The organism is Mesorhizobium sp. M0571, assembly GCF_040320985.1.
Lineage (GTDB): Bacteria > Pseudomonadota > Alphaproteobacteria > Rhizobiales > Rhizobiaceae > Mesorhizobium.
Window position 1 is genome coordinate 1 of the sequence record NZ_JAMYQT010000077.1, and the last position, 18,149, is coordinate 18,149.

The following is an 18,149-nucleotide window of genomic DNA, read 5'->3' on the forward strand; positions in this document are numbered from 1 at the left end:
TAGCCGGTTGGGGCGGACAATCATTGCAAATGTCCGCCTTTTACATACCGTTGCCTCGTGCATCGCGACGGGCGCTAATTTTGATCACCAGTGACGGCCCTTCTGAAGCTTGGGGGTTGCAAAATGCCTTTCAAACAAGCCGGTTTATACCCGTCCGATCCGGATCTTCGCCAACGCGTTTTCGACCAGGTTTGCAGTGACGAGGATATCGCCCGCTCGTCCTTGGACGGCGAGACGCTCGCAATGCGAATATGGGCTGCCTTGCAAGAGGCTGGCCTGGACGAGGCCGATCTGCTCGAGCTCGTGAGATCGAAACGGAAGCTCATTCCTTGTCCCAAAAATTCCCCAGCTGCCAATCTATAGTTCGGAGAGAGAGGCGTGAGTTCAGGCCGGTCGACCTGTTCATTTCCGAACTGCTGCGCGGGGCCAATGAAGTCGATCGACCGACGATGCCGGCGTGTGCCGGCTTGCTCCGTCGCGCAGCAGCGACGATCAAAGCTATCGTGACGACATCGGCTATTCCGGAACGCCAGCCAATGACACCGGCTCTGACGACGTCGTCTTCGATCTGGAATCGATGGGGAGCATTGTCGAGATTTTTCCGGCCGCCAGAGTGTCGGCCGCGATGCTGGAAGCGGTCGAGTGCATCAAGGCCCGCAGAGCGCTGCTCGAGGCGAAGCGGCAGAGTGTAGTTGACTCCCAGCCATCGGCGTGAACTTTCGCCAGATCGTGGCTTCAGTGCAGCGCGCGACCAGAAAGAAGATATCGATAGCCCTTCGTGGTCATCCGGTGCGCGCGCTAGATGCGTCTGCTAGGCTCTGAAGGCCCGTTCCGGTTCCTTGTCCGGATCCATGTGCTGAACGGATCCTGGAAACCTCCCTCCAATCGGCACGTACCGCCGAGGCATCATGCCGGCGGATAGGCAAAGAGGCGCTCTTCGTCGTATCCGGTCAGGACGCAGGAAGTGGGAGCCTCGGAACTTTTCAGAGCCGCATGCCTTGTCCCTTCTCGGTAGAAGGAGATGCGAAATGAGCCTTGATATTGGAAAGGTCGCCATAGCGTTGCTTGGCCTGCTTGCCTACAAGAATAGGGACAAGATCGGCGAGTTGATCGCCGGCAGGAATTCGACAGATCCCAATGCTAGCGCTGGCTCCCCCGGCGGCCTCGGAGCAATCTTAGACCGTCTCAGAAATGCGGGTGCGGGCGATCAGGTTGATTCGTGGGTAAGTAAAGGATCAAACAGGCCCGTTCAGCGCGACCAGGTTGAGAAAGCAATCGACCCGCAAACATTGAGCGATCTGGCTGAGCAAACCGGATTGTCCCATGACGAACTTCTCGACCGGCTCACAAGAGAATTGCCCGACGCGGTGGACAAGCTTACTCCCGACGGCCACATGCCCGCCAGCAGCGGCCCAACCCTCCTGGACGAAGTACCAGGAGCCAGTCGCACTTAGCGCCACTGCGACAAAGCCGGCCGAAATATAAGCCCGCGTCTCAGGGGGACGCGGGACCGGAGCCACCGATCTTTTTGCAGCAATCGTGTAAGGAGGGATTTTGCTGCGCGCCCAAAAGCCCGCCGGCCTGAGCCACAGCCGAGCACGCCTGAGTTCACCCGTCTGTCACGAAAGAAGCCTAGGCTTCCGGCCTTCGAGGAAAGTGATAATGGCTTTAAGGATCAAGCTGCCGACAGGCACGCTGAAGGTGAAACCTTATCGTGAGCTGCGAACCCGCGAGCGTGAACGGCGCGTACCGGTGCTGAGGATGGGAGCCATTTACGTCATCTGGTCGTCGAACAAATCGGGCAAGGTCATCCCGCCCGGCACTGACCTCGGTCATCTCGTTCCTTAAGTTGTCGCTCTCGGCTTTGCATGGCTGTGAGCACCCGCCCTACGTGCCGCCAAAATAGGAATTTATTCCTCACTGAGTCAATTAGCTCTTGACTCATTGTTCCGTTTTTGTTCACTGTGGCCAGGAGCGTTTGGAGCAACCGCCATGGACCACATCGCGACACTGGACAGCCGCCAAGAAGCAGCCCTTCAGGCGGTCGCCGACAAATTCATTGCCCAAAACAAGGGCGACGCGGTGAAGGCGCTCAAGGAAATGATTGTACTCAATGGCCACCTTCAGGATCGTCTCGACGAACTCTCGGCTCAGCGTCGAGCAAGACGTTAGGACGCACCCAATGAGCATCATGCACTTGGACGCGGCGGCTAAAGCCGAACTGCACTCTGAGGCGGAGAAGCTCATCGCCCGCTACGAGAGTCCCCTTGAGACCGTGAAGGCGCTCATGGCCTACAACTGCGAGCTTGAGACCCAAATACTTGCCCTCGCTTACCGACACCCGGAGCTGGTGCAGGTCAGCTACGACGACACGCCGCCTCTGTTGGGGTGATCACGGCGAAGGCCAGAGCAAACAGACCGTGCAGGACGTTATCACTTTTCTAGAAGTCAACGTGGTGCTGGTGCTGGCGAACCCGGCCGCCTTTGCCACGTTTGCCGTTCTGATGGGAGGAGGCGGATTTGTGGTTGGCCGCTACTTGCTAACCGAACGTCTCGCCAATCTGGAGAGCCGCATTGTTAGGCGTGACGAGGAAATTGCTGAGCTAAAAGCAAAGAAGAAAGTACAAGATCGGGAGCCGCCGATGGTGCCCATAATCGGTACTGTTGCAATTGGTCCCACCAACCGAAGCGGCCCTGTAGATCTGGCTATCGGACAAGCTCGACGTAGAAGCGGCCGGGCGACCGCCAATGGAGGACCATGAACAGGTCAAAGGGCAGCCATCCCACCTGTCGTGGCGTGCGGAAAGACTCGGTCATGTGAGGCGCCAATCTGGTATCTGCAGAATTGCCCGTGGGGAGGCAATCTCGACCGCGATGGCGACGGAGCACCCTGCGAAAACCTTTGCGGCAGTAACAATTGAGTGCACCCACGGACCGAGGCCAATGACACGCCGATCTGTCGCCGAAGATATCGAAAGCGCCGCTAAGCGTATAGCCGACATGCCTCGCGCGGATTTGCAGATTCCCTGCGTCGCGCTGCTTTGATGCTCAGAAACGTCGGCGGCGTGCCGCTGGAGCCAGCGACCGCAGACGCACTCGATTCCATAGCAGCCGAGATGAAAATCAGCAGGTTGGACCTTATTCAGATCATTCTGCGAGAATGGCTTGAGACGAACGCCTATTTGCCATGTCGGGCGATCGACGAGGAAAGCGAGACAGACGGGAGCGCCTAAACACGGTCTGCTAGTCTCAACGTCCGATGGATGACCGATTTCCGTGTCTTTCAAGGCGCCGTATTAAAAGCGCCTGAGGCGCGCTTTGTTTCGGGCGTCACCTTGGGAGCGGCAACATGAAAACATTCACAACCATCTGTGTTGCTGCGCTGCTGGCCAATGCTGCCACTGGTGACATGTGTGCCTAGCGACGGCCGGACGCCGTGGCCGTAACGGCTCGGCGATGTAACCGGAACAGCGGCCGCATTCCCGCAGCCGGGTGGGATCGAAAAATGCCGTCACTCGTCCCTCCATACGACGCGCCGCTCCCATCTGATTTCAACCAGGCGGCGGAAGCGGATCGTCTCCAATTCCTGACCGACAGGATGGAATAGCTCCGCTCTCATCCATTCCTTACGACCGCATTTTTCGCAGCGGACCTTTGCCCGCACCTGGTCAATGGTGACGTTGCCGATCACCTCCCGCAGTTCCAGCGGCTTGTAGAAACGCTTGATGTTGCAGTGGCCACAACTGACGCGGGCCACCTGCCCCGCATTGTGGGCATGCATCAACGTCCATAGCGCGCCCCTCGGCCACTTTTCGGGTTGTTCTGGCATGCCTAGAAATGAGGAACATTTTCCTCGCCCGTCAAGGCGCTCTTGAGTTTTTGTTCTGTTTTTGTTCACTTGCAACCTCAACAGCAACAGCAGGCAGATATGAACCTGCTTTTGCGCGTCAAGGGTGCCTCGCGCGAGGAGATTTCGCGCGGGGTGTTGGCCGCCGAGGCTGTATTGGAGCGTGCCGGCATCACAGCAGAGGAAGCAGCAGAAGGCATGTTCGCGCTCGAGGGCTGGGACATAAGCGGTTTCCCCGAAGACGGGCAGGCAGCCGACAGAAGAAGAAGACAGACAAGGCCGCTCAAATCTGGATGGAAGCCCAGCTGGCGGGGCTTGAGGCATGCTGCGCTGGTTGGTCTGCCGAGAAAAGGCCGGCTGCCGCAGATTTGGAATTGCTGACCAACCCGGAAACACAACTCGCCGACAGAGCCACAGCATTGGCAAAGCTTCGCGCGCTGACACGAGGCGGAGGACGGCAACGGCGAGTTCATGGATTCGGCCGCCGGCAGGCTGGCCTGGAGGGTTGTGCCGACCTCGATGGATTTCTGGCGCGAGATCTCGTTTCCGATGTGACAGTCGCCTTCACGACGCGCGCACTTGCCGGCTTCCATCCAGACGAGCCAATCGAGCCCAAGCGCAAAGCCGTGCTGGACGCCATTGAGGCACTGGAGAAGGCGACAGAGAAACCGACCCGCAGTGATGCGATGCGCAGCCGAGGCCCGACGCCGGCCAGGATCGACCGGGAATGGCCTTATCAGATTGCGCTGCCCGACGACCTATGTACCGGACACAGTTTTGCGCTGATCCGTGAATTTTGCGAAGAGCGCGGGCTGGTCCCTATGACCAGGCAGGTGCAGGCCATATAGCCGGATCATAAATACGAGAACTGGCGGCTCTATTGCTTCGCCGATCAGGCGTCCGCACAGCTGTTCCTTGACCACTTCGGAGGCATCATGTTCGATCCTAGGCGCGATCGAGAAGACGGCCACCCAAACGGTGTCTGGCGCCAGACAGGCGAATACAAGAGAATTCTCGATCTCGGCCGCTGAGTGTTCCCGATGCCCTGCGCAACTAAGGCAACGACATGTGTAATCTTTACAACATCACCACCAGCCAAGAGGCGATCCGCCAATGGACCGGGGCGTTGCGCGACATCCTGGGCAACCTGGAGCCGTCGATGGACATCTACCCCAACCAGTTCGGCCCGGTCGTTCGCAACGCAGCGGACGGGGAGCGCGAACTGGCTAAACTGCGCTGGGGAATGCCGACGCCCTTGGAGCGCGTCAAAGGCAACGCCGATTCCGGCACGACGAATATCCGCAACCCTCAATACGGCCACTGGCAGCAGTATGTCGGCGTCGAGCACCGCTGCGTGGTGCCGGTGACGAGCTTTGCCGAGCCCAGCCCTACCCCAGGCGACAAGGACCCGGAGACAGGCGGCATACAGCGGAATTTCTGGTTCGCCCTTAACGAGGACCGTCCGCTGTTCTTCTTCGCTGGCCTCTGGATGCGCTGGCAGGGAGTCCGAAAGGTCAAGGAAGGTCCGGGCGTCCACGAGGTCTATGCGTTTATGACCACCAAGCCGAACGCGCTGATCGCCCCAATCCACTAGAAGGCGATGCCGGTGATCCTGACCACGCGAGAGGACATCGCGACTTGGTTGACCGCGCCATGGACCGAAGCAAAGCAACTACAGCGCACAGCTCCCGACGACGCGTTGGTGATCGTCGAGAAACCGCCACACAGATCAAAGTTCCGCTGCAGGCGCCTGCACAAGGCTCGCTGCTTTGAAAGCATCCCGATGAGCGACGAACTGATCCGCCTTCCCGGCGCAATTGAGCCCGCCACGCGTCCGGGCGTTCATAGGTGCGAGCATCCCGACTGCGGCAAGGATGCAGGATGGGGCTTCGCCAAGCCGAAGCAGCCTTCGCATTGCTTCTGTCTTGAACACCGCGCCGACGGCGAAGCATATCTCTGAGGAGCAATTCGAAAATGATCAGCCCGCCAAGACGACATGGCGAGTATGCCGACCGCGAGATCGATTGCCAGGAGGCTATGGAGCCCGGTTTCCAGGCGATCGTCGACTGCATGCTCGATGCGGGCTGGACGCGCGGGGAGATCATGCGGGCGCTGAGGCGACTGATCGCCGCCGATAACATGACGCAGAAGGAAAACGCCAAGGTCGAGGCGCAGCTCGCCATCGCGCGCGCGATGATGCGTGCTGGCCGGCCTTGACGATCGCCAGACCGGCGCCAGACGGCGGGGGGCTGGCGCTGGGCGGCGTCATCGTGGTGAATTTGAAGAGGTGAATCAGCTGCTCCCCGCAAGCTGATTTGCGATCGAGACAACTTTACCGGCTCGCGAAACCGACCCTCAATATGCTGCCTCTAGGTTAGTCCCAGCTAAATGAAGGGGGCTTCCATGCGTGTGACCGAACGATTTTGGCGTTCAGAACGCGGCAACCTCGCCGTGGTGTTTGCGTTGGTCTTGCCGGTCGTGCTTTTGGGCGTCGGAGTGGCGATAGACTTTGCGCGCGTGAGCCGAACTGCCCAACAGTTGCAGGAGGGAGCCGACGCCACGGCCCTTCAGTTGGCCGTGGCAAGCGCGAACAGCAGCGATATGACGTCGGAGCAGCGTCAGGAGAACGTTGATACTTTCGCCAGCCCCACCTTTGTGGCCACGCGAAGTCCCTATAGTGGTGACGCCCACCAGACGGTTGGATCAACCAATCCCACAATCGTGACGGTTTTATTGCACCAACCGCAGGAATTGGCCTTCTCGGCAATCCTTGGCGTCGACAAACTTGATATTAGCCGAAGCGCAACCGCGATTGCCTATCCGCGATACCCAGTCTGTCTTCTCGTATTAGATCGGTCCGCCTCGAACGCATGGTCGAATTCGGGGACTTCGTCGATAAATGGCCAGAAATGCGTTGCGCAGGTGAATTCAAGATCGGGGTCTGCGCTAGCCACGAATGGCTCATCGTCCATCAGGACATTGGTGACGTCAGTCGTCGGCCCCTCCGGGCCGTCTGCCGGCTTCAACCCTCAACCGCTTTTCAATCAGAAAGAGCTGGCAGATCCTATTATCTCCCGACTGGTCTGGCCAACAGACAATGTCTGCACCTACAATAACCTGGTGATCAAAAACACCACCGCAAATCTCATTCCCGGCACTTTTTGCGGAGGGCTCACTCTATCGGTCGGAGCGGTGGTCAATCTTGCCGCGGGAACGTATGTTATCAGGACGGGAGGGCTTTCGCTCTCCTCCGGCGCGGTTCTCGATGCAGCTGAAGGTACCACCATCGTTCTACTCGACGATCAGGCCACCATCACAATGCAGGCCGGCGCCAAGCTACGCCTGACGGCGCCGACCAGCGGCCCGTGGATGGGGATCGCGCTAGCTCAAAAACCCCAAGGCGTGGAGAGAACCTCCACGCTCATTGGCGGTGGCGATACAGATCTAGGCGGTATAGTCTATCTGCCGTCACAAAAGCTTTTTCTTACAGGCGGCGGTGCATTGTCGACCGACAGTAAGCCTCGCATCTTTGTGGTCAACCGGATCGAGATGAACGGCAATGGCTCAATTTATCTTGCTGGCGCAAGTGAATTATTGACAACGAATTCTGCAACGAGACTGATGAATTGAACTTGGATGTAGCCAGCGCAGTGTTGTGAGACAGACTGCATTTGAGGTTCGCTTGCTTCCGTGTTGGACGGAGAGCGGATATCGAAGGCAACGCTTGGCCTCGTCGTGACAACGAATTTAATCAATCAGCGGATTGTATCGGTTACTTGATTCACCCGCAGCGAAGCGGCTCGTTAGTCCCTGCCTGGACGGCAGGTAGTGAACCACTGTGCCGATCCCACTGAGTAGACGCCGTATGTACGAGGTGATGCGCTTGGGACAGCCCGGACCGGGCGATTGGCGCCGCGGAGGTCGAGCGGGATTTCGCCCACGCAGGCCAGAGACGTCGAAGATCGCGTTCTCGACGCCGCTCCGGGATGTCGGCCCGAATGCCCGGTTGGCGAAAGGCGAGGTCGACGACGTGGTAATATCGCTCAAATCGGAAGTGAACGGACAGATCATCGTCGGCGGCGCGCATCCTCGTCCCCTCGTTCGGTCGAAAGCTAGGTGGAATAATCAGGGTGCGCAACTTGTCATCACTGATATTGCCGCTTCACCCGCGCTTCACCCCAGCTTTGAGCGTGCGCCCTTCGGCCTATGCGTGGTTCACCGTTTTTTCACTTTATTAGCGCACGTTCATAAACGGACATGTTGGTGTAGCTTGTACGTGCCCAAAGCCCCGGCGCAACGACCCAGCGCCGGGGCTTTTTTGTCCGCCTGGTAATCCGCGCGTTCAATCCGAGGTCGCTCTCAATTCGAACGCGAGCGAATTACGCCGCAAAGTCCCTTAGGCAAGGCGCTGTGGGCGGCACCGTGGTGCGAAGCGCGAGTGCGGAGGAACTTTCTGGCACTCCGCCAATTATTCTGCATGTCCCAAACAGCACACATCGAACCGCCCCTTCTCTCCCAGGACAGCCCGGACAGGAGCGTGAACTGCGCAGTCGCCCTCGAAGGCGCATACGCCGCTCTGGTGTCCTCTTGCATCGAGCAAGGCTGGACGGCTGAAGAGACTGCCACCGCACTTTTCAACCTCGCCAAGGAACACCTCGAACAGCTCAAGGCGAGGCCATCGACTTAAGCCTGTGCGTGTTCGACATTTCGACGTCGCGGTGTCGGATTATTTGCATGCAAACCAGTTTTACGACGCTATCCTCCCATCCTCAACGGAAGATTCTGGGAGGAATGCATGGCTGCCCATGAGCAACATGCCGTTGAAATCATTAGGGACAAAGAGTGGTCGGTTCGCGTGACGGTCAACGGCACCACCACGGTCCCTTTTACATCTGAGTGCTACGCGCGTTCGTTTTGCAGACGGTCAGGCGTTTCGACTGGGCGTTCAGGTCGCGGAGATCAAGAAGGCGGCCTAGCTGCGCGCTTGCCCCAAGAGCCCCACAGCGATTGAACCTCGAGTCACCAAAGCCGGTTGAAATTAGCCGTTGCGCGGCATAAGAGCTTGTGCCTATAGTTAGTACGTGGCTCGCACGAACAAACAGACTGACTGTGACGACCTGTAGATGGCGCCCAAGCTGGGCTGCTGCGCGTCTGGAGGTGAGCCGGAACACTCGGTCAACAGGGGATACGCACAGTGAACCGCTTTCAGAAACTCTCGACCGCAGCGCTCGTCGCAGCATCCTTCACGTCGGCCGCCCTCGCCGCGAATGACAAGCTGACGATCGGCATCGTCACCTTCTCGACACCCGACGTCGACACAAACCAGATGGTCGACACGATGAGCCAGGAAGCCAAGTCCAAGGGCTGGTCGGTGGAAACGCTCAATGCCAATGGCGATCCTTCGCAAGCGATCACAAGCATCAAGCAGCTGGCAACCAAGAAGGTGGACGCCATCATCGTCACGGTCTTCGATTCGACGGGCCTGGCGGCCGGGCTCCAGGCGGCGGCGGACGCAAAGATCCCCGTGCTTTCGGCCGGCGGCGGCATGGCAGACGGGATCGCGCTATCTGCAAGTACCGGTGCTGCGCAACCGCTGATCGACTTGATGCTGAAGGACATCGGCAAGTCCGGAACTGTACTCGACCTCACCTACCATCCCGGCATTCCGTGCCGCGAACGAGCCGACGCCTTCGATGCGGCGGTCAAGGCAAATCCGGGGCTCAAGGCGACCTCGCACGAGATCAGCATCCCGGGTGCTGCCGAATCCTCGCAGGCCGCGACCAGCGCCTGGCTTGCAGCCAATGCCAACGCCAAGGGACCGTTCGCCATCTTTAACTGCTATGACGACAACGCTATGGGCGCGATCGCGGCCCTGAAGCAGAACGGCCGCAGCGACGTGAAGGTCTATTCGTTCAACGCCACGGCACCCGCTGTCCAGGCTGTCAAGGACGGGACGATGACCGCCACGCTCGGTGTCGATCTGACTTCGGCAGGCAAAATGCTAGTCGATCAGATTCCCGACATCCTGGCAGCCGGCGACCAGTGGAAGCCCAAATCCTTCGTGCCAGGCTATACGCTCGTCACCAAAGAGAACGTCGACAAGTTCATCAAGGACAATCCGCAGTAAGCTCTCCTGATTGTGGGTCTGGGCCGGACTTGCCTGGCCGGGCCGGAGTGCTGTCATGAGAGCCGCCATGTCCGCTGATCATTCCCTGCCCGAAACCCACGCTCCGGCAGAGGCGCCCCGCGTCCTGCCGTCAACGCAGACCGGCTATGCCTCGCCCAATGCCCGACAGCGGCGCGCGTTGCTCATGCGCCTGCTTGGGACCTACGGCACCATCATCGTGCTGGCGTCGATGCTGGGGATCTTCTCGGTGCTGGAGCCGGGGACCTTCGCAACCATCGGCAATTTTCGCAATATCGTAAACGACATGGCGATCGGCACCATTGTCGCGGCCGGCCTCACCGTGCCACTCGTCGCCGGTGATTTCGACCTCAGTATCGGCTATGTCGCGAGTTTCTGCGGGCTGCTCGTGGTCGGGCTGTTGAGCAGCAGTGGCTTGCCGATCCTACCCGCCATCTTCCTTGTCGTCGGCCTCGGAACGGTCATCGGCATTGTCAACGGCATTGTCGTTTCGAAGATCGGGGTGAACGCCTTCATTGCCACGCTTGGCACGGGCACCATCGTCGTCGGGCTGAACTACGCCTATTCGGGCGGAATTCCGCTGCAGCTCACCCAATCGCGCGAATTCACGAATATCGCGATCGGCCGGATTGCCGGAGTGCCGCACCTCGTCATCATCATGGCCGTCGTGCTTGCGCTGCTGTGGGTGATCCTCAACCGCACAGTGCAGGGCCAACACATCAAGGCCATCGGCGTCAGCCCGGAATCAGCGCGCCGCGCCGGCGTCGCCGTCGATCGCAGCCGCATCGTTGCCTTCGCCATTGCCAGCACCTGTGCTGCTATCGGTGGCGTGCTGATGGCCTCCAATCTCGGCTCCGGCCAGGTGACGGCGGGTGACAGCTTCATGCTGACGTCGTTCTCGGCCGCCTTCCTGGGCTCGGCGGCGCTGCGAGAGGGTCAGTTCCATATCCTCGGCACCTTGATCGGCGTGCTGACGGTCGCCGTCGGCAACAATGGGCTGGCCATGATCGGCGCGCCGATCTTCACGCAGTTCCTGTTCACCGGCTGCCTTCTCGTCGTCGCCGTAGCGCTCGGCGGTATTGGCCGCCGCTATGCGAGGGGATAGGCCATGGCGCAGAAGATGCTGCTCAGCCTGCGCCGGATCTGCCGCAGCTTCGGCGGCATCAAGGCACTCGATGACGTTTCGCTGGACATCGCCAGGGGCGACATACTCGGCCTCGTTGGCGACAATGGTGCCGGCAAGTCGACGCTGATCAAAATCCTGGCCGGCGCGCATGACCCGACTTCCGGCGACGTGATCCTCGAAGGGCGGCCGCAAAAGTTGTCGCCGCCGTCCGAAGCGCAACGCCTCGGCATCGAGACGGTCTATCAGGACCTGTCGCTGATCGGCACGTTCACTGCCGCCGAAAACTTCTTTCTCGGCCGCGAGATTGCGCTTGGCCGCGGCCCGGCGCTGCTGCGCTGGATCCGCCGCAAATCGATGGGCGACATCGCGATGCGCGGCCTCGAGGAACTGCACATCGATATCCCCGGGGTGCGCAGCAAACCGGTGGATCGCATGTCCGGCGGCCAGCGCCAATTGGTGGCGATCGCGCGCGGTGCCTTTTGGGGCCACAAGCTGCTGCTGCTCGACGAGCCCACCGCGGCGCTCGGCGTACGCGAATCCCGTGAGGTGCTCGACCTCATCAAACGACTCGGCGCCCAGGGGCTGACGATCGTCATGGTCACCCACAATCTCGATCATCTCTGGCAGGTGTGCAACCGCGTGGTGGTGATGCGCAGGGGCCGCAAGGTCGCCGATCTCGCAAGTTCCGGCACCAACATGGAGGACGTCGTCGCCTATATCACCGGCGCCAGGCAGCCGGCGACCGCGCAGGCGGAAGCATGAGCGCGACTGAAACGATGACGCTGCGCCGGCTGCTGGGCAATGCGCCGAGCCGCTGGGGGCATTGGGGTGCCGACGACGAGATCGGAGCGCTCAACTATCTGACCGCCGACGAGGTCAAGCGCGGCCTGGCGTCGGTGCGGGACGGCCGCACCTTCACCCTCGGCGTGCCGGTCGGGACCTCTGAGGGCGATGCCGTCTTTCCCGGCCGCTGGCCGGCGAAGCATTTCATGGTCGCCGACAAGGCCGGCTTCGAGAACGGCCACTGGCAACCGCTTGCCGGCGGCCTCGAATTCGCAGACGACTATGTCACCGGCTTCGCACAGGCCGGCACGCATTGCGACGCGCTCGGCCATATGTGGTTCGACGACACGCTTTGGAACGGCTTCGCGGCAAGCAGTACCAATGGCGGCATGACCAAGGCCAGCATCATGCCGATCGCGGAGCGCGGGATCGTCGGACGCGGCGTGCTGCTCGACATCGCCCGGTTCCGCGGCAAACCGGTCCTGGAGCGCGCTGAAACATTCACGCATCGCGACCTCATGGAATGCGCCCGGGCCCAAGGGGTCGATATCCTGCCGCGCAGCATCCTTCTCGTTCGAACCGGCTGGGTCGGCGCACTGGCGGCGGGAAGCCAGGGCGTCGGCGATGGATATTGGGAACCCGGACTGACCTTCAGCCTCGACCTCGTGCGCTGGTTCGACGAGATGCAGATCCCCTGTCTGGTTACCGACACGCTGGCCAACGAGACAACCTACGAGCCCGAGACCGGGTTGATGCTGGTGCTACACGCCGCGCTGATGCGCAATCTGGGCGTGGCGTTCACCGAAATGGCATCGCTCGACCTGCTGGCCGCCGACTGTGCCTCAGACCGCCGCTACGAAGGCTTCTACTGCGCCAGTCCGGTCAAAGTGAGCAAGGGCACCGGCGGCGCGGCAAATCCAGTGTTCATCAAATAGCACCCAACAAGGTGGAACGGCTTATGACTTCTGCAGACCACCAGATCTGTTTCCTGCCGGCCACGGAACTGGCCCAGCGCATCCGGCGCCGCGACCTGTCGCCGGTTGAAGTGACCGAGGCCTATCTGCGCCGCATCGAGGCGCGCAACCCGGTGGTCAACGCCTATACGCTGGTTCTCGGCGACCAGGCGATGGAAGCTGCGCGGGCCGCCGAAAAGGCCGTGATGGCAGGCGGTCCGCTTGGACCGCTACATGGCGTCCCCGTCGGCATCAAGGACCTCGACGATATGGCCGGCGTGCCGACCTCGATGGGGTCGTGGGCGGTGCACGACCGGGTGCCCAAAACAAGTGCTGTGGCGGTCGAGCGCCTGCTCGACGCAGGCGCCATCATGCTCGGCAAGACCAACACGCCGGAGTTCGGCCATAAAGGCATCACCGACAATCTGCGCTTCGGGCCGACCAGCACGCCCTTCGCGATCGGCTACAATTCCGGCGGCTCGTCCGGCGGCAGTGCGGCAGCGGTCGGCGACGGCATGGCGGCCCTGGCGCAAGGCACGGACGGCGGCGGTTCGGTCCGCATCCCCGCCTCGTTCAGCGGCACCGTCGGTTTCAAGCCCTCTTTCGGCCGCATTCCTTCGGTGACTCGCCCCGACGCCTTCTTGTGGGGACATCCTCTGGTCCATATCGGACCGCTGACCCGCACCGTTGCGGACGCCGCGCTGATGACCAAGATCATGGCCGGGCCTCACAACCGCGACCCGTTCTGCCTGCCGGATGACGGCGTTGACTATGTCGGCGCCGTTGCCGGGCGGACGCCGAAACTGCGCGTCGCCTACAGCCCGCGACTAGGCAATTTTCCGGTCGAAGCCGGGGTCGCCGCCGTCGTTGCCCGGGCCGTCGATGTCATGCGAGCACATGGCATTGAGGTTGATGAGGTCGAGCTCGATTTCAGGGCCGATCACAAGGAACTGGCGGCGCTTTGGGTGCGCACGATCTCGATCCACTATGCTGCCATCGCCGTGTACTGGAAACAGGAGGGCATCGACCTGATGGGCAAGCACGCCGAGGTGCTCACCCCGCAGTTCCTCGCCATGCTGGAGGGCGCCTACAAGGTGTCCGCCGTCGACCATGCGCTCGACGATCTTTTGCGCACCGGCGTCCATGACGGCCTCGAGGATGTATTCGAAACCCATGACCTGATCGTCTCGCCGACGCTGGCCGTTCCGCCCGTCAAGAATGCCCCCGACGGCAACACCATCGGGCCGACATCGATCAATGGCGAGGCGGTCGATCCGCTGATCGGCTGGTGCATGACCTATCCGATCAACTATACCGGCCATCCGGCGATTTCGGTTCCGGCCGGCCTGACGGCGCAGGGCCTGCCGATCGGCCTGCAGATCATCGGGCGGCGGCACGCCGACGAAACCGTTCTGGCGATGGCGGCTCAGTTCGAACGTATGCAGCCCTGGTTCCAAAGCTATCCGGGGCTCGCTGGATAGTTGGGTGTCGGAATACCTAGATCGGAAGCTGCAGCAGCTCGGAAATCACCAGACCGGCTGCGCCTAAGAGGGCGGCCCGGTCACCTGCATCGCCGGCAATGAATTCGATCGCGCCGCCGGGTCGTGACGGAACCATGGCGCGGACATGCTCCGCGATTGCGCCTAGCAGGCAATCGCCGCCGAGCACGACATCGCCATGCATGATGAAAATGTTGGGCGCCACCGTCTGCTGCAGATTGGCGATGCCGACGGCAACGTTGCGGGCATAGCGGTCGAGCAGCTCAGCCGCTCCCGGCAGCCGCCGCGCCGCCATGTCGACGAGGCGGGCCGAGTCGATCAGGTCTGGCTCGGGCAGAGCCGCGCGGGCGGCCTCGCGCCGGAGCCAGCTCAAGGTGGCAATGGTGTCCCAGCAGCCACGCCGGCCACAGCGGCAGGGCTCGCCGTCGAGCTGCACGAAAGTGTGTCCGAGTTCGCCGCCCGCGCCTGCCGTGCCGCGATAGAGGTGCCCGTCGAAATAGAGTGCGCCGCCCAGCACCTCGCCCGTGTAGACGACCGCGAATTGCCTGACGCCGCGCCCGGCGCCGAACCAGCGGTCGCCGACCAGCAAGGCGCGCGGATGATGGTCGAGCTTGACCGGCAGGCCGAAGCGTCGCCCGAGATCGTCGGCGAGCGGGTAGCGGTCGAGCGCCGGCGCGAGATTGACAGCGACGATCGACCCGCGATCGGTGTCAACCATGCCGCCGACGCCAACACCGATCCCGAGCGGCGTGCGCCGCGCCCTGGAGAGAGTGTCGCCGACGCATTCGGCGATCGCCTCGATGATTGGCCGGACCGGCCCCCTGCCGTCCGGCAGGGCCATCTTGCGTTCCGATTCGATCTTGCCGTCGAGCGTCGCCACGCAGGCATGCACGGCATCCGGCATAAGCAGCACACCGCAGATCGGACGGGCATTGGGCGAGAACCACAGCGGCCGGGCCGGCTTGCCGCCGCCCGGACTGGGAGGAACCGGGTCGCTCTCGACCAGCACCTGATCGTCGATCAGTGGCTGCACGATTCCGGAAATGGTGGTGCGGTTGACCCCGGCCAGGCGGGCCAGTTCAGCCCTGCTCGTCGGCCCAAGATCGAACAGGGCCTGCAGCACACGGCCGCGATTGGTCGAGCCGACCATCGAGGACGACAGCAGCGCCTTGCGCCGGCGCGAAACCCGCTCCGCGCCGGACGCATCGCCGGGCGGCGTGAACAGAGCGCTGCGTCCGCCATTCGGGCGCCCATCGTCGGTATCGTCCATCGTCGGGTTTTTCATAAGGGGCATCCTGCCAGCTCTTCTAACCCAGGACCTTACCGGTTTCGAGCACTTTGTGCGAGCAGGCAACAAACTCGTGCATTGCCAGGACAAGATGCGTCGCGGTGTTGTCACGTTATCTGAAAATGATCGTGTCGATCCCGGTGGTGCTCAATTCACGTGAGTTTCCCAACCGCAACTTTCCATTCCGCCATCGCTTTCAGGCGGTGATTGTGGATGGCGAGAGCAGAGCGTTTTGAGCGAGGCGGGACGAACAGATTGCGAAGAGCCGAGAAGATCGAGATGAAGCGTTGGAGGCTTCCTGGCGATCGGAAACCCTGCATCGTCCTTTCGCGTTTTCGCAGCGGCAGATGCGAATTCTCGGCTCGATTGTTAAGCCCCTTGTGCGACCGGTGCTCTACGTTCGGCATCACTTGTCGCCTGGCTGCTCCATAGGATCGCAACTTGTCTGTAATCATGCGCTTTGGCGCGACACCCTGTTTCTTCAACAGGCGTATCAGCAATCGCTTGGCAGCCTTGGTGTTGCGGCGGTTCTGGACGATCTCGTCAAGGACATATCCGTCCTGATCGACGGCCCGCCAAAGCCAATGTTTCATACCGGCGATGCTGATGACGACTTCATCCAGATGCCAGATATCGTTCGGGCCTGGACGCTTTCTTCGGAGCCGGCGGACATAATCCGCGCCGAATTTCAGTCCCCACCGGCGGATTGTCTCATAGGAAACGACAATGCCGCGTTCCAGCAGTATTTCCTCGACCAACCGTAGGCTCAGCGGAAAGCGAAAGTAGAGCCACACCGCATGGGATATGATCTGTGGTGGGAAACGGTGGCGCTTGTAGCTGACGGGCGAGGTATTCATGCGCGTGCATCTATCGCGGCGGATCCGAACAAGCCGTTACCGTGACATCGCCAGCTGGCGTCATTGTCCCTCCGATCTGGCGCTGCTGGGCCGCGTCTTCGATCGGTTGGAAGTTGAGGGCCAATCCAGGCGGCCAACATGTAGCTCACACATTCACGGCCGCGACGCTGGTCGCGCGAATAAATGATGGGCCTCGTCGAAAACGGCCCTTGGGAGGACCCGAAGGTCGCTTGCTTCGTAGGGGAGATGCTCGAGATACTGCGTCGTCAGCCGGGCAACCACTTGCGCTTGGGCCAGGTCGCGACGGCGCTTGATTGGCTCGCGGTCAGCTCGTTTTGAGACCCAGAATTTGTGAGCGGCAAAAATACGCGGATCGGGAACCACGAGCCGTAACGGTCCGCCTTTTTCATCGATGGCGATTGCTTCGAAAGCAGGGGCATTTTCCAACCATGCCAGCCCGGCGATCTCGGCGGCCACCAATTCGTCGTCGGCCTTCCCGATAGTTTCCCGGCTCGGCTTCCACGCCGGGTTTGCGAGCGGTTTGATCAGATCGACGAGGTATCCGTCGCGGTTCACCGCGCGGAACGTAGCGGATGAACGCTCGAAAGACCGATCGACCTTGCGCAAAAGGTTGATGAGCGCTCCATCTTCGACGTTGGCGCCAGACATGATCCTGAGGGACTGGCGCGAGTCCATGAGGAGATCGATATCTTGCGTCGATGTGATTCCGGGATCCACGAACACTCCCGCCGCCGCCTCATAGGCGTAGATCGCATTCGTGCCTGCAATACGAATGCCTTCCCCAAGAAGACCGGCGTTATCGATTGCTCTGACAATTCTTGCAGCGATCAGGGGAACACGCCCAAGCCGGAGCGCGCGATTGACAGCAGATTGGCGCTCCATCTGCTCCTGTCGCGCAGAGAGCGTTTCTTGGGCGGACGCGCGAGCGGCTTCCCAATCCGCCTTGACAGCTTCGCTCGCCGGCGAGCGTCGACCCTCTGCCTTTTGGTGTCGTACGCCAGCGGCGTCGTAGTAGCTTCGCATCAAATGGTCGATGCCGTTCACGGTGTGCCAGACGAGGGATCCCCGAAAGCTCTTCGCCTTCCTTTGGGCCTCTTTGAGCGCAATGAAACGTTGGTCGGAATTGACTTTTTCCCGACGCTGATCGTTATTTAATTCAACAAAATCAGTCAATTCAACAGTTACCCTGTGTTTAACTCGGATCTGTTGCATGACACAATAGGCGGCGGAGCGGCCGATTGCAACAGCTCTCACGCGATTCCATTGCGACTGTTGAAGTGGCTGTATTGATTAAAAAATGTGACGACGGAGCAGCTTTTCTACGACAGCGCAGTCGAAGCAAAAGCGCCGCTCGAAGGCGGCCTTCGCTGGTTCTCTTCGATGCGCAGACCGGGCCGATGCAAACGGTCAGAGAAGGCTAACAATGTGGCGGAACAAATCATGATCATTCCTCATTGTGGTGATCATCAAGGGAGATTGAGCATGGTCGACCGGCACAACCCAAAAATCGAGGCATCGGCAAATGTCGAAAAGGACCCGGAAGATTGGGTCAGCGGAGATGACCCAATGACTCCCGCACAAGCCTCCTATTTGAAAACTCTTGCCGAACAGGCCGACGACCCTGACGCCT

21 protein-coding genes and 1 pseudogene are annotated in these 18,149 nt (G+C 60.8%); 18 read left to right on the forward strand and 4 right to left on the reverse strand.

Annotated features, from left to right (window positions below):
- Nucleotides 1–457: 457 nt before the first annotated feature.
- From NKI85_RS35310 to NKI85_RS35335, 6 genes are all read left to right on the forward strand, one after another.
- On the forward strand, nucleotides 458–715 hold the full coding sequence (locus NKI85_RS35310) for a hypothetical protein (protein WP_352780433.1): 258 nt from the start codon (nucleotides 458–460) through the stop codon (nucleotides 713–715).
- A gap of 313 nt (nucleotides 716–1,028) precedes the next feature.
- Entirely contained in the window at nucleotides 1,029–1,454 is a 426-nt protein-coding gene (locus NKI85_RS35315) for a YidB family protein (RefSeq protein WP_352780434.1), read from the forward strand.
- Nucleotides 1,455–1,662: 208 nt separating this feature from the next.
- Nucleotides 1,663–1,848, forward strand: coding sequence for a hypothetical protein (locus tag NKI85_RS35320; RefSeq protein WP_352780436.1), 186 nt, complete (start codon nucleotides 1,663–1,665; stop codon nucleotides 1,846–1,848).
- Nucleotides 1,849–1,992: 144 nt separating this feature from the next.
- Nucleotides 1,993–2,172, forward strand: a complete 180-nt coding sequence (locus NKI85_RS35325; protein ID WP_352780437.1) for a hypothetical protein — start codon at nucleotides 1,993–1,995, stop codon at nucleotides 2,170–2,172.
- Nucleotides 2,173–2,182: 10 nt separating this feature from the next.
- Nucleotides 2,183–2,392, forward strand: a complete 210-nt coding sequence (locus NKI85_RS35330) for a hypothetical protein (protein WP_352780438.1) — start codon at nucleotides 2,183–2,185, stop codon at nucleotides 2,390–2,392.
- 28 nt (nucleotides 2,393–2,420) lie between these two features.
- Nucleotides 2,421–2,762, forward strand: coding sequence for a hypothetical protein (locus NKI85_RS35335; RefSeq protein WP_352780439.1), 342 nt, complete (start codon nucleotides 2,421–2,423; stop codon nucleotides 2,760–2,762).
- 749 nt (nucleotides 2,763–3,511) lie between these two features.
- Here NKI85_RS35335 and NKI85_RS35340 read toward each other — a convergent pair.
- On the reverse strand, nucleotides 3,512–3,781 hold the full coding sequence (locus tag NKI85_RS35340; protein WP_352780440.1) for a hypothetical protein: 270 nt from the start codon (nucleotides 3,779–3,781) through the stop codon (nucleotides 3,512–3,514).
- Between the two features lie 90 nt (nucleotides 3,782–3,871).
- On the opposite strand from NKI85_RS35340, the gene NKI85_RS35345 reads away from it, so the two are divergent.
- The 11 genes and pseudogenes from NKI85_RS35345 (at nucleotide 3,872) to NKI85_RS35395 (ending at nucleotide 14,335) form a co-directional block, all read left to right on the forward strand.
- On the forward strand, nucleotides 3,872–4,228 hold the full coding sequence (locus NKI85_RS35345) for a hypothetical protein (protein ID WP_352780441.1): 357 nt from the start codon (nucleotides 3,872–3,874) through the stop codon (nucleotides 4,226–4,228).
- Between the two features lie 38 nt (nucleotides 4,229–4,266).
- Nucleotides 4,267–4,695, forward strand: a complete 429-nt coding sequence (locus tag NKI85_RS35350) for a hypothetical protein (RefSeq protein WP_352780442.1) — start codon at nucleotides 4,267–4,269, stop codon at nucleotides 4,693–4,695.
- 218 nt (nucleotides 4,696–4,913) lie between these two features.
- A pseudogene (locus tag NKI85_RS35355) lies at nucleotides 4,914–5,620 on the forward strand (SOS response-associated peptidase).
- A 10-nt stretch (nucleotides 5,621–5,630) separates the two neighbouring features.
- Nucleotides 5,631–5,807 carry a hypothetical protein gene (locus NKI85_RS35360; protein WP_352780443.1) on the forward strand — a complete coding sequence of 59 codons (177 nt, stop codon included), beginning with the start codon at nucleotides 5,631–5,633 and terminating at the stop codon, nucleotides 5,805–5,807.
- 14 nt (nucleotides 5,808–5,821) lie between these two features.
- Nucleotides 5,822–6,064 carry a hypothetical protein gene (locus NKI85_RS35365; protein WP_352780444.1) on the forward strand — a complete coding sequence of 81 codons (243 nt, stop codon included), beginning with the start codon at nucleotides 5,822–5,824 and terminating at the stop codon, nucleotides 6,062–6,064.
- A 186-nt stretch (nucleotides 6,065–6,250) separates the two neighbouring features.
- The gene (locus NKI85_RS35370) at nucleotides 6,251–7,477 is read left to right on the forward strand and encodes a pilus assembly protein TadG-related protein (protein WP_352780446.1); all 1,227 of its coding nucleotides are present in this window, start codon (nucleotides 6,251–6,253) and stop codon (nucleotides 7,475–7,477) included.
- Nucleotides 7,478–9,041: 1,564 nt separating this feature from the next.
- Nucleotides 9,042–9,974, forward strand: coding sequence for a sugar ABC transporter substrate-binding protein (locus tag NKI85_RS35375; protein ID WP_352780448.1), 933 nt, complete (start codon nucleotides 9,042–9,044; stop codon nucleotides 9,972–9,974).
- A 67-nt stretch (nucleotides 9,975–10,041) separates the two neighbouring features.
- Nucleotides 10,042–11,097, forward strand: a complete 1,056-nt coding sequence (locus NKI85_RS35380) for an ABC transporter permease (RefSeq protein ID WP_352450301.1) — start codon at nucleotides 10,042–10,044, stop codon at nucleotides 11,095–11,097.
- A gap of 3 nt (nucleotides 11,098–11,100) precedes the next feature.
- Nucleotides 11,101–11,880 carry an ATP-binding cassette domain-containing protein gene (locus NKI85_RS35385; RefSeq protein ID WP_352780450.1) on the forward strand — a complete coding sequence of 260 codons (780 nt, stop codon included), beginning with the start codon at nucleotides 11,101–11,103 and terminating at the stop codon, nucleotides 11,878–11,880.
- Nucleotides 11,877–12,836: a cyclase family protein gene (locus tag NKI85_RS35390; RefSeq protein ID WP_352529685.1), complete on the forward strand. Its 960-nt coding sequence runs from the start codon at nucleotides 11,877–11,879 to the stop codon at nucleotides 12,834–12,836. The genes NKI85_RS35385 and NKI85_RS35390 overlap by 4 nt, the downstream gene beginning before the upstream one ends.
- 23 nt (nucleotides 12,837–12,859) lie before the next feature.
- Nucleotides 12,860–14,335 (forward strand): amidase, encoded by a 1,476-nt coding sequence (locus NKI85_RS35395; protein ID WP_352529683.1) that lies wholly within the window; start codon nucleotides 12,860–12,862, stop codon nucleotides 14,333–14,335.
- Between the two features lie 16 nt (nucleotides 14,336–14,351).
- Here NKI85_RS35395 and NKI85_RS35400 read toward each other — a convergent pair whose 3' ends face one another.
- The 3 genes from NKI85_RS35400 to NKI85_RS35410 form a co-directional block, all read right to left on the reverse strand.
- Nucleotides 14,352–15,638: an ROK family protein gene (locus tag NKI85_RS35400; protein WP_352572182.1), complete on the reverse strand. Its 1,287-nt coding sequence runs from the start codon at nucleotides 15,636–15,638 to the stop codon at nucleotides 14,352–14,354.
- Between the two features lie 155 nt (nucleotides 15,639–15,793).
- The gene (locus NKI85_RS35405; protein WP_352780453.1) at nucleotides 15,794–16,498 is read right to left on the reverse strand and encodes an IS6 family transposase; all 705 of its coding nucleotides are present in this window, start codon (nucleotides 16,496–16,498) and stop codon (nucleotides 15,794–15,796) included.
- A gap of 153 nt (nucleotides 16,499–16,651) precedes the next feature.
- Nucleotides 16,652–17,773, reverse strand: coding sequence for a GSU2403 family nucleotidyltransferase fold protein (locus NKI85_RS35410; RefSeq protein ID WP_352780455.1), 1,122 nt, complete (start codon nucleotides 17,771–17,773; stop codon nucleotides 16,652–16,654).
- 228 nt (nucleotides 17,774–18,001) lie between these two features.
- On the opposite strand from NKI85_RS35410, the gene NKI85_RS35415 reads away from it, so the two are divergent.
- Nucleotides 18,002–18,149 (forward strand): DUF3072 domain-containing protein (locus tag NKI85_RS35415; RefSeq protein WP_352780457.1); only part of this gene is annotated, 148 nt, incomplete at its 3' end.

Coding starts and splice junctions, on each gene's coding strand:
- NKI85_RS35340 (WP_352780440.1), bottom strand. CDS start 3,781: ATGCATGCCCACAATGCGGGGCAGGTGGCCCGCGTCAGTTGTGGCCAC.
- NKI85_RS35380 (WP_352450301.1), top strand. CDS start 10,042: ATGTCCGCTGATCATTCCCTGCCCGAAACCCACGCTCCGGCAGAGGCG.
- NKI85_RS35370 (WP_352780446.1), top strand. CDS start 6,251: ATGCGTGTGACCGAACGATTTTGGCGTTCAGAACGCGGCAACCTCGCC.
- NKI85_RS35320 (WP_352780436.1), top strand. CDS start 1,663: ATGGCTTTAAGGATCAAGCTGCCGACAGGCACGCTGAAGGTGAAACCT.
- NKI85_RS35315 (WP_352780434.1), top strand. CDS start 1,029: ATGAGCCTTGATATTGGAAAGGTCGCCATAGCGTTGCTTGGCCTGCTT.
- NKI85_RS35405 (WP_352780453.1), bottom strand. CDS start 16,498: ATGAATACCTCGCCCGTCAGCTACAAGCGCCACCGTTTCCCACCACAG.
- NKI85_RS35390 (WP_352529685.1), top strand. CDS start 11,877: ATGAGCGCGACTGAAACGATGACGCTGCGCCGGCTGCTGGGCAATGCG.
- NKI85_RS35395 (WP_352529683.1), top strand. CDS start 12,860: ATGACTTCTGCAGACCACCAGATCTGTTTCCTGCCGGCCACGGAACTG.
- NKI85_RS35385 (WP_352780450.1), top strand. CDS start 11,101: ATGGCGCAGAAGATGCTGCTCAGCCTGCGCCGGATCTGCCGCAGCTTC.
- NKI85_RS35325 (WP_352780437.1), top strand. CDS start 1,993: ATGGACCACATCGCGACACTGGACAGCCGCCAAGAAGCAGCCCTTCAG.
- NKI85_RS35365 (WP_352780444.1), top strand. CDS start 5,822: ATGATCAGCCCGCCAAGACGACATGGCGAGTATGCCGACCGCGAGATC.
- NKI85_RS35330 (WP_352780438.1), top strand. CDS start 2,183: ATGAGCATCATGCACTTGGACGCGGCGGCTAAAGCCGAACTGCACTCT.
- NKI85_RS35400 (WP_352572182.1), bottom strand. CDS start 15,638: ATGAAAAACCCGACGATGGACGATACCGACGATGGGCGCCCGAATGGC.
- NKI85_RS35360 (WP_352780443.1), top strand. CDS start 5,631: ATGAGCGACGAACTGATCCGCCTTCCCGGCGCAATTGAGCCCGCCACG.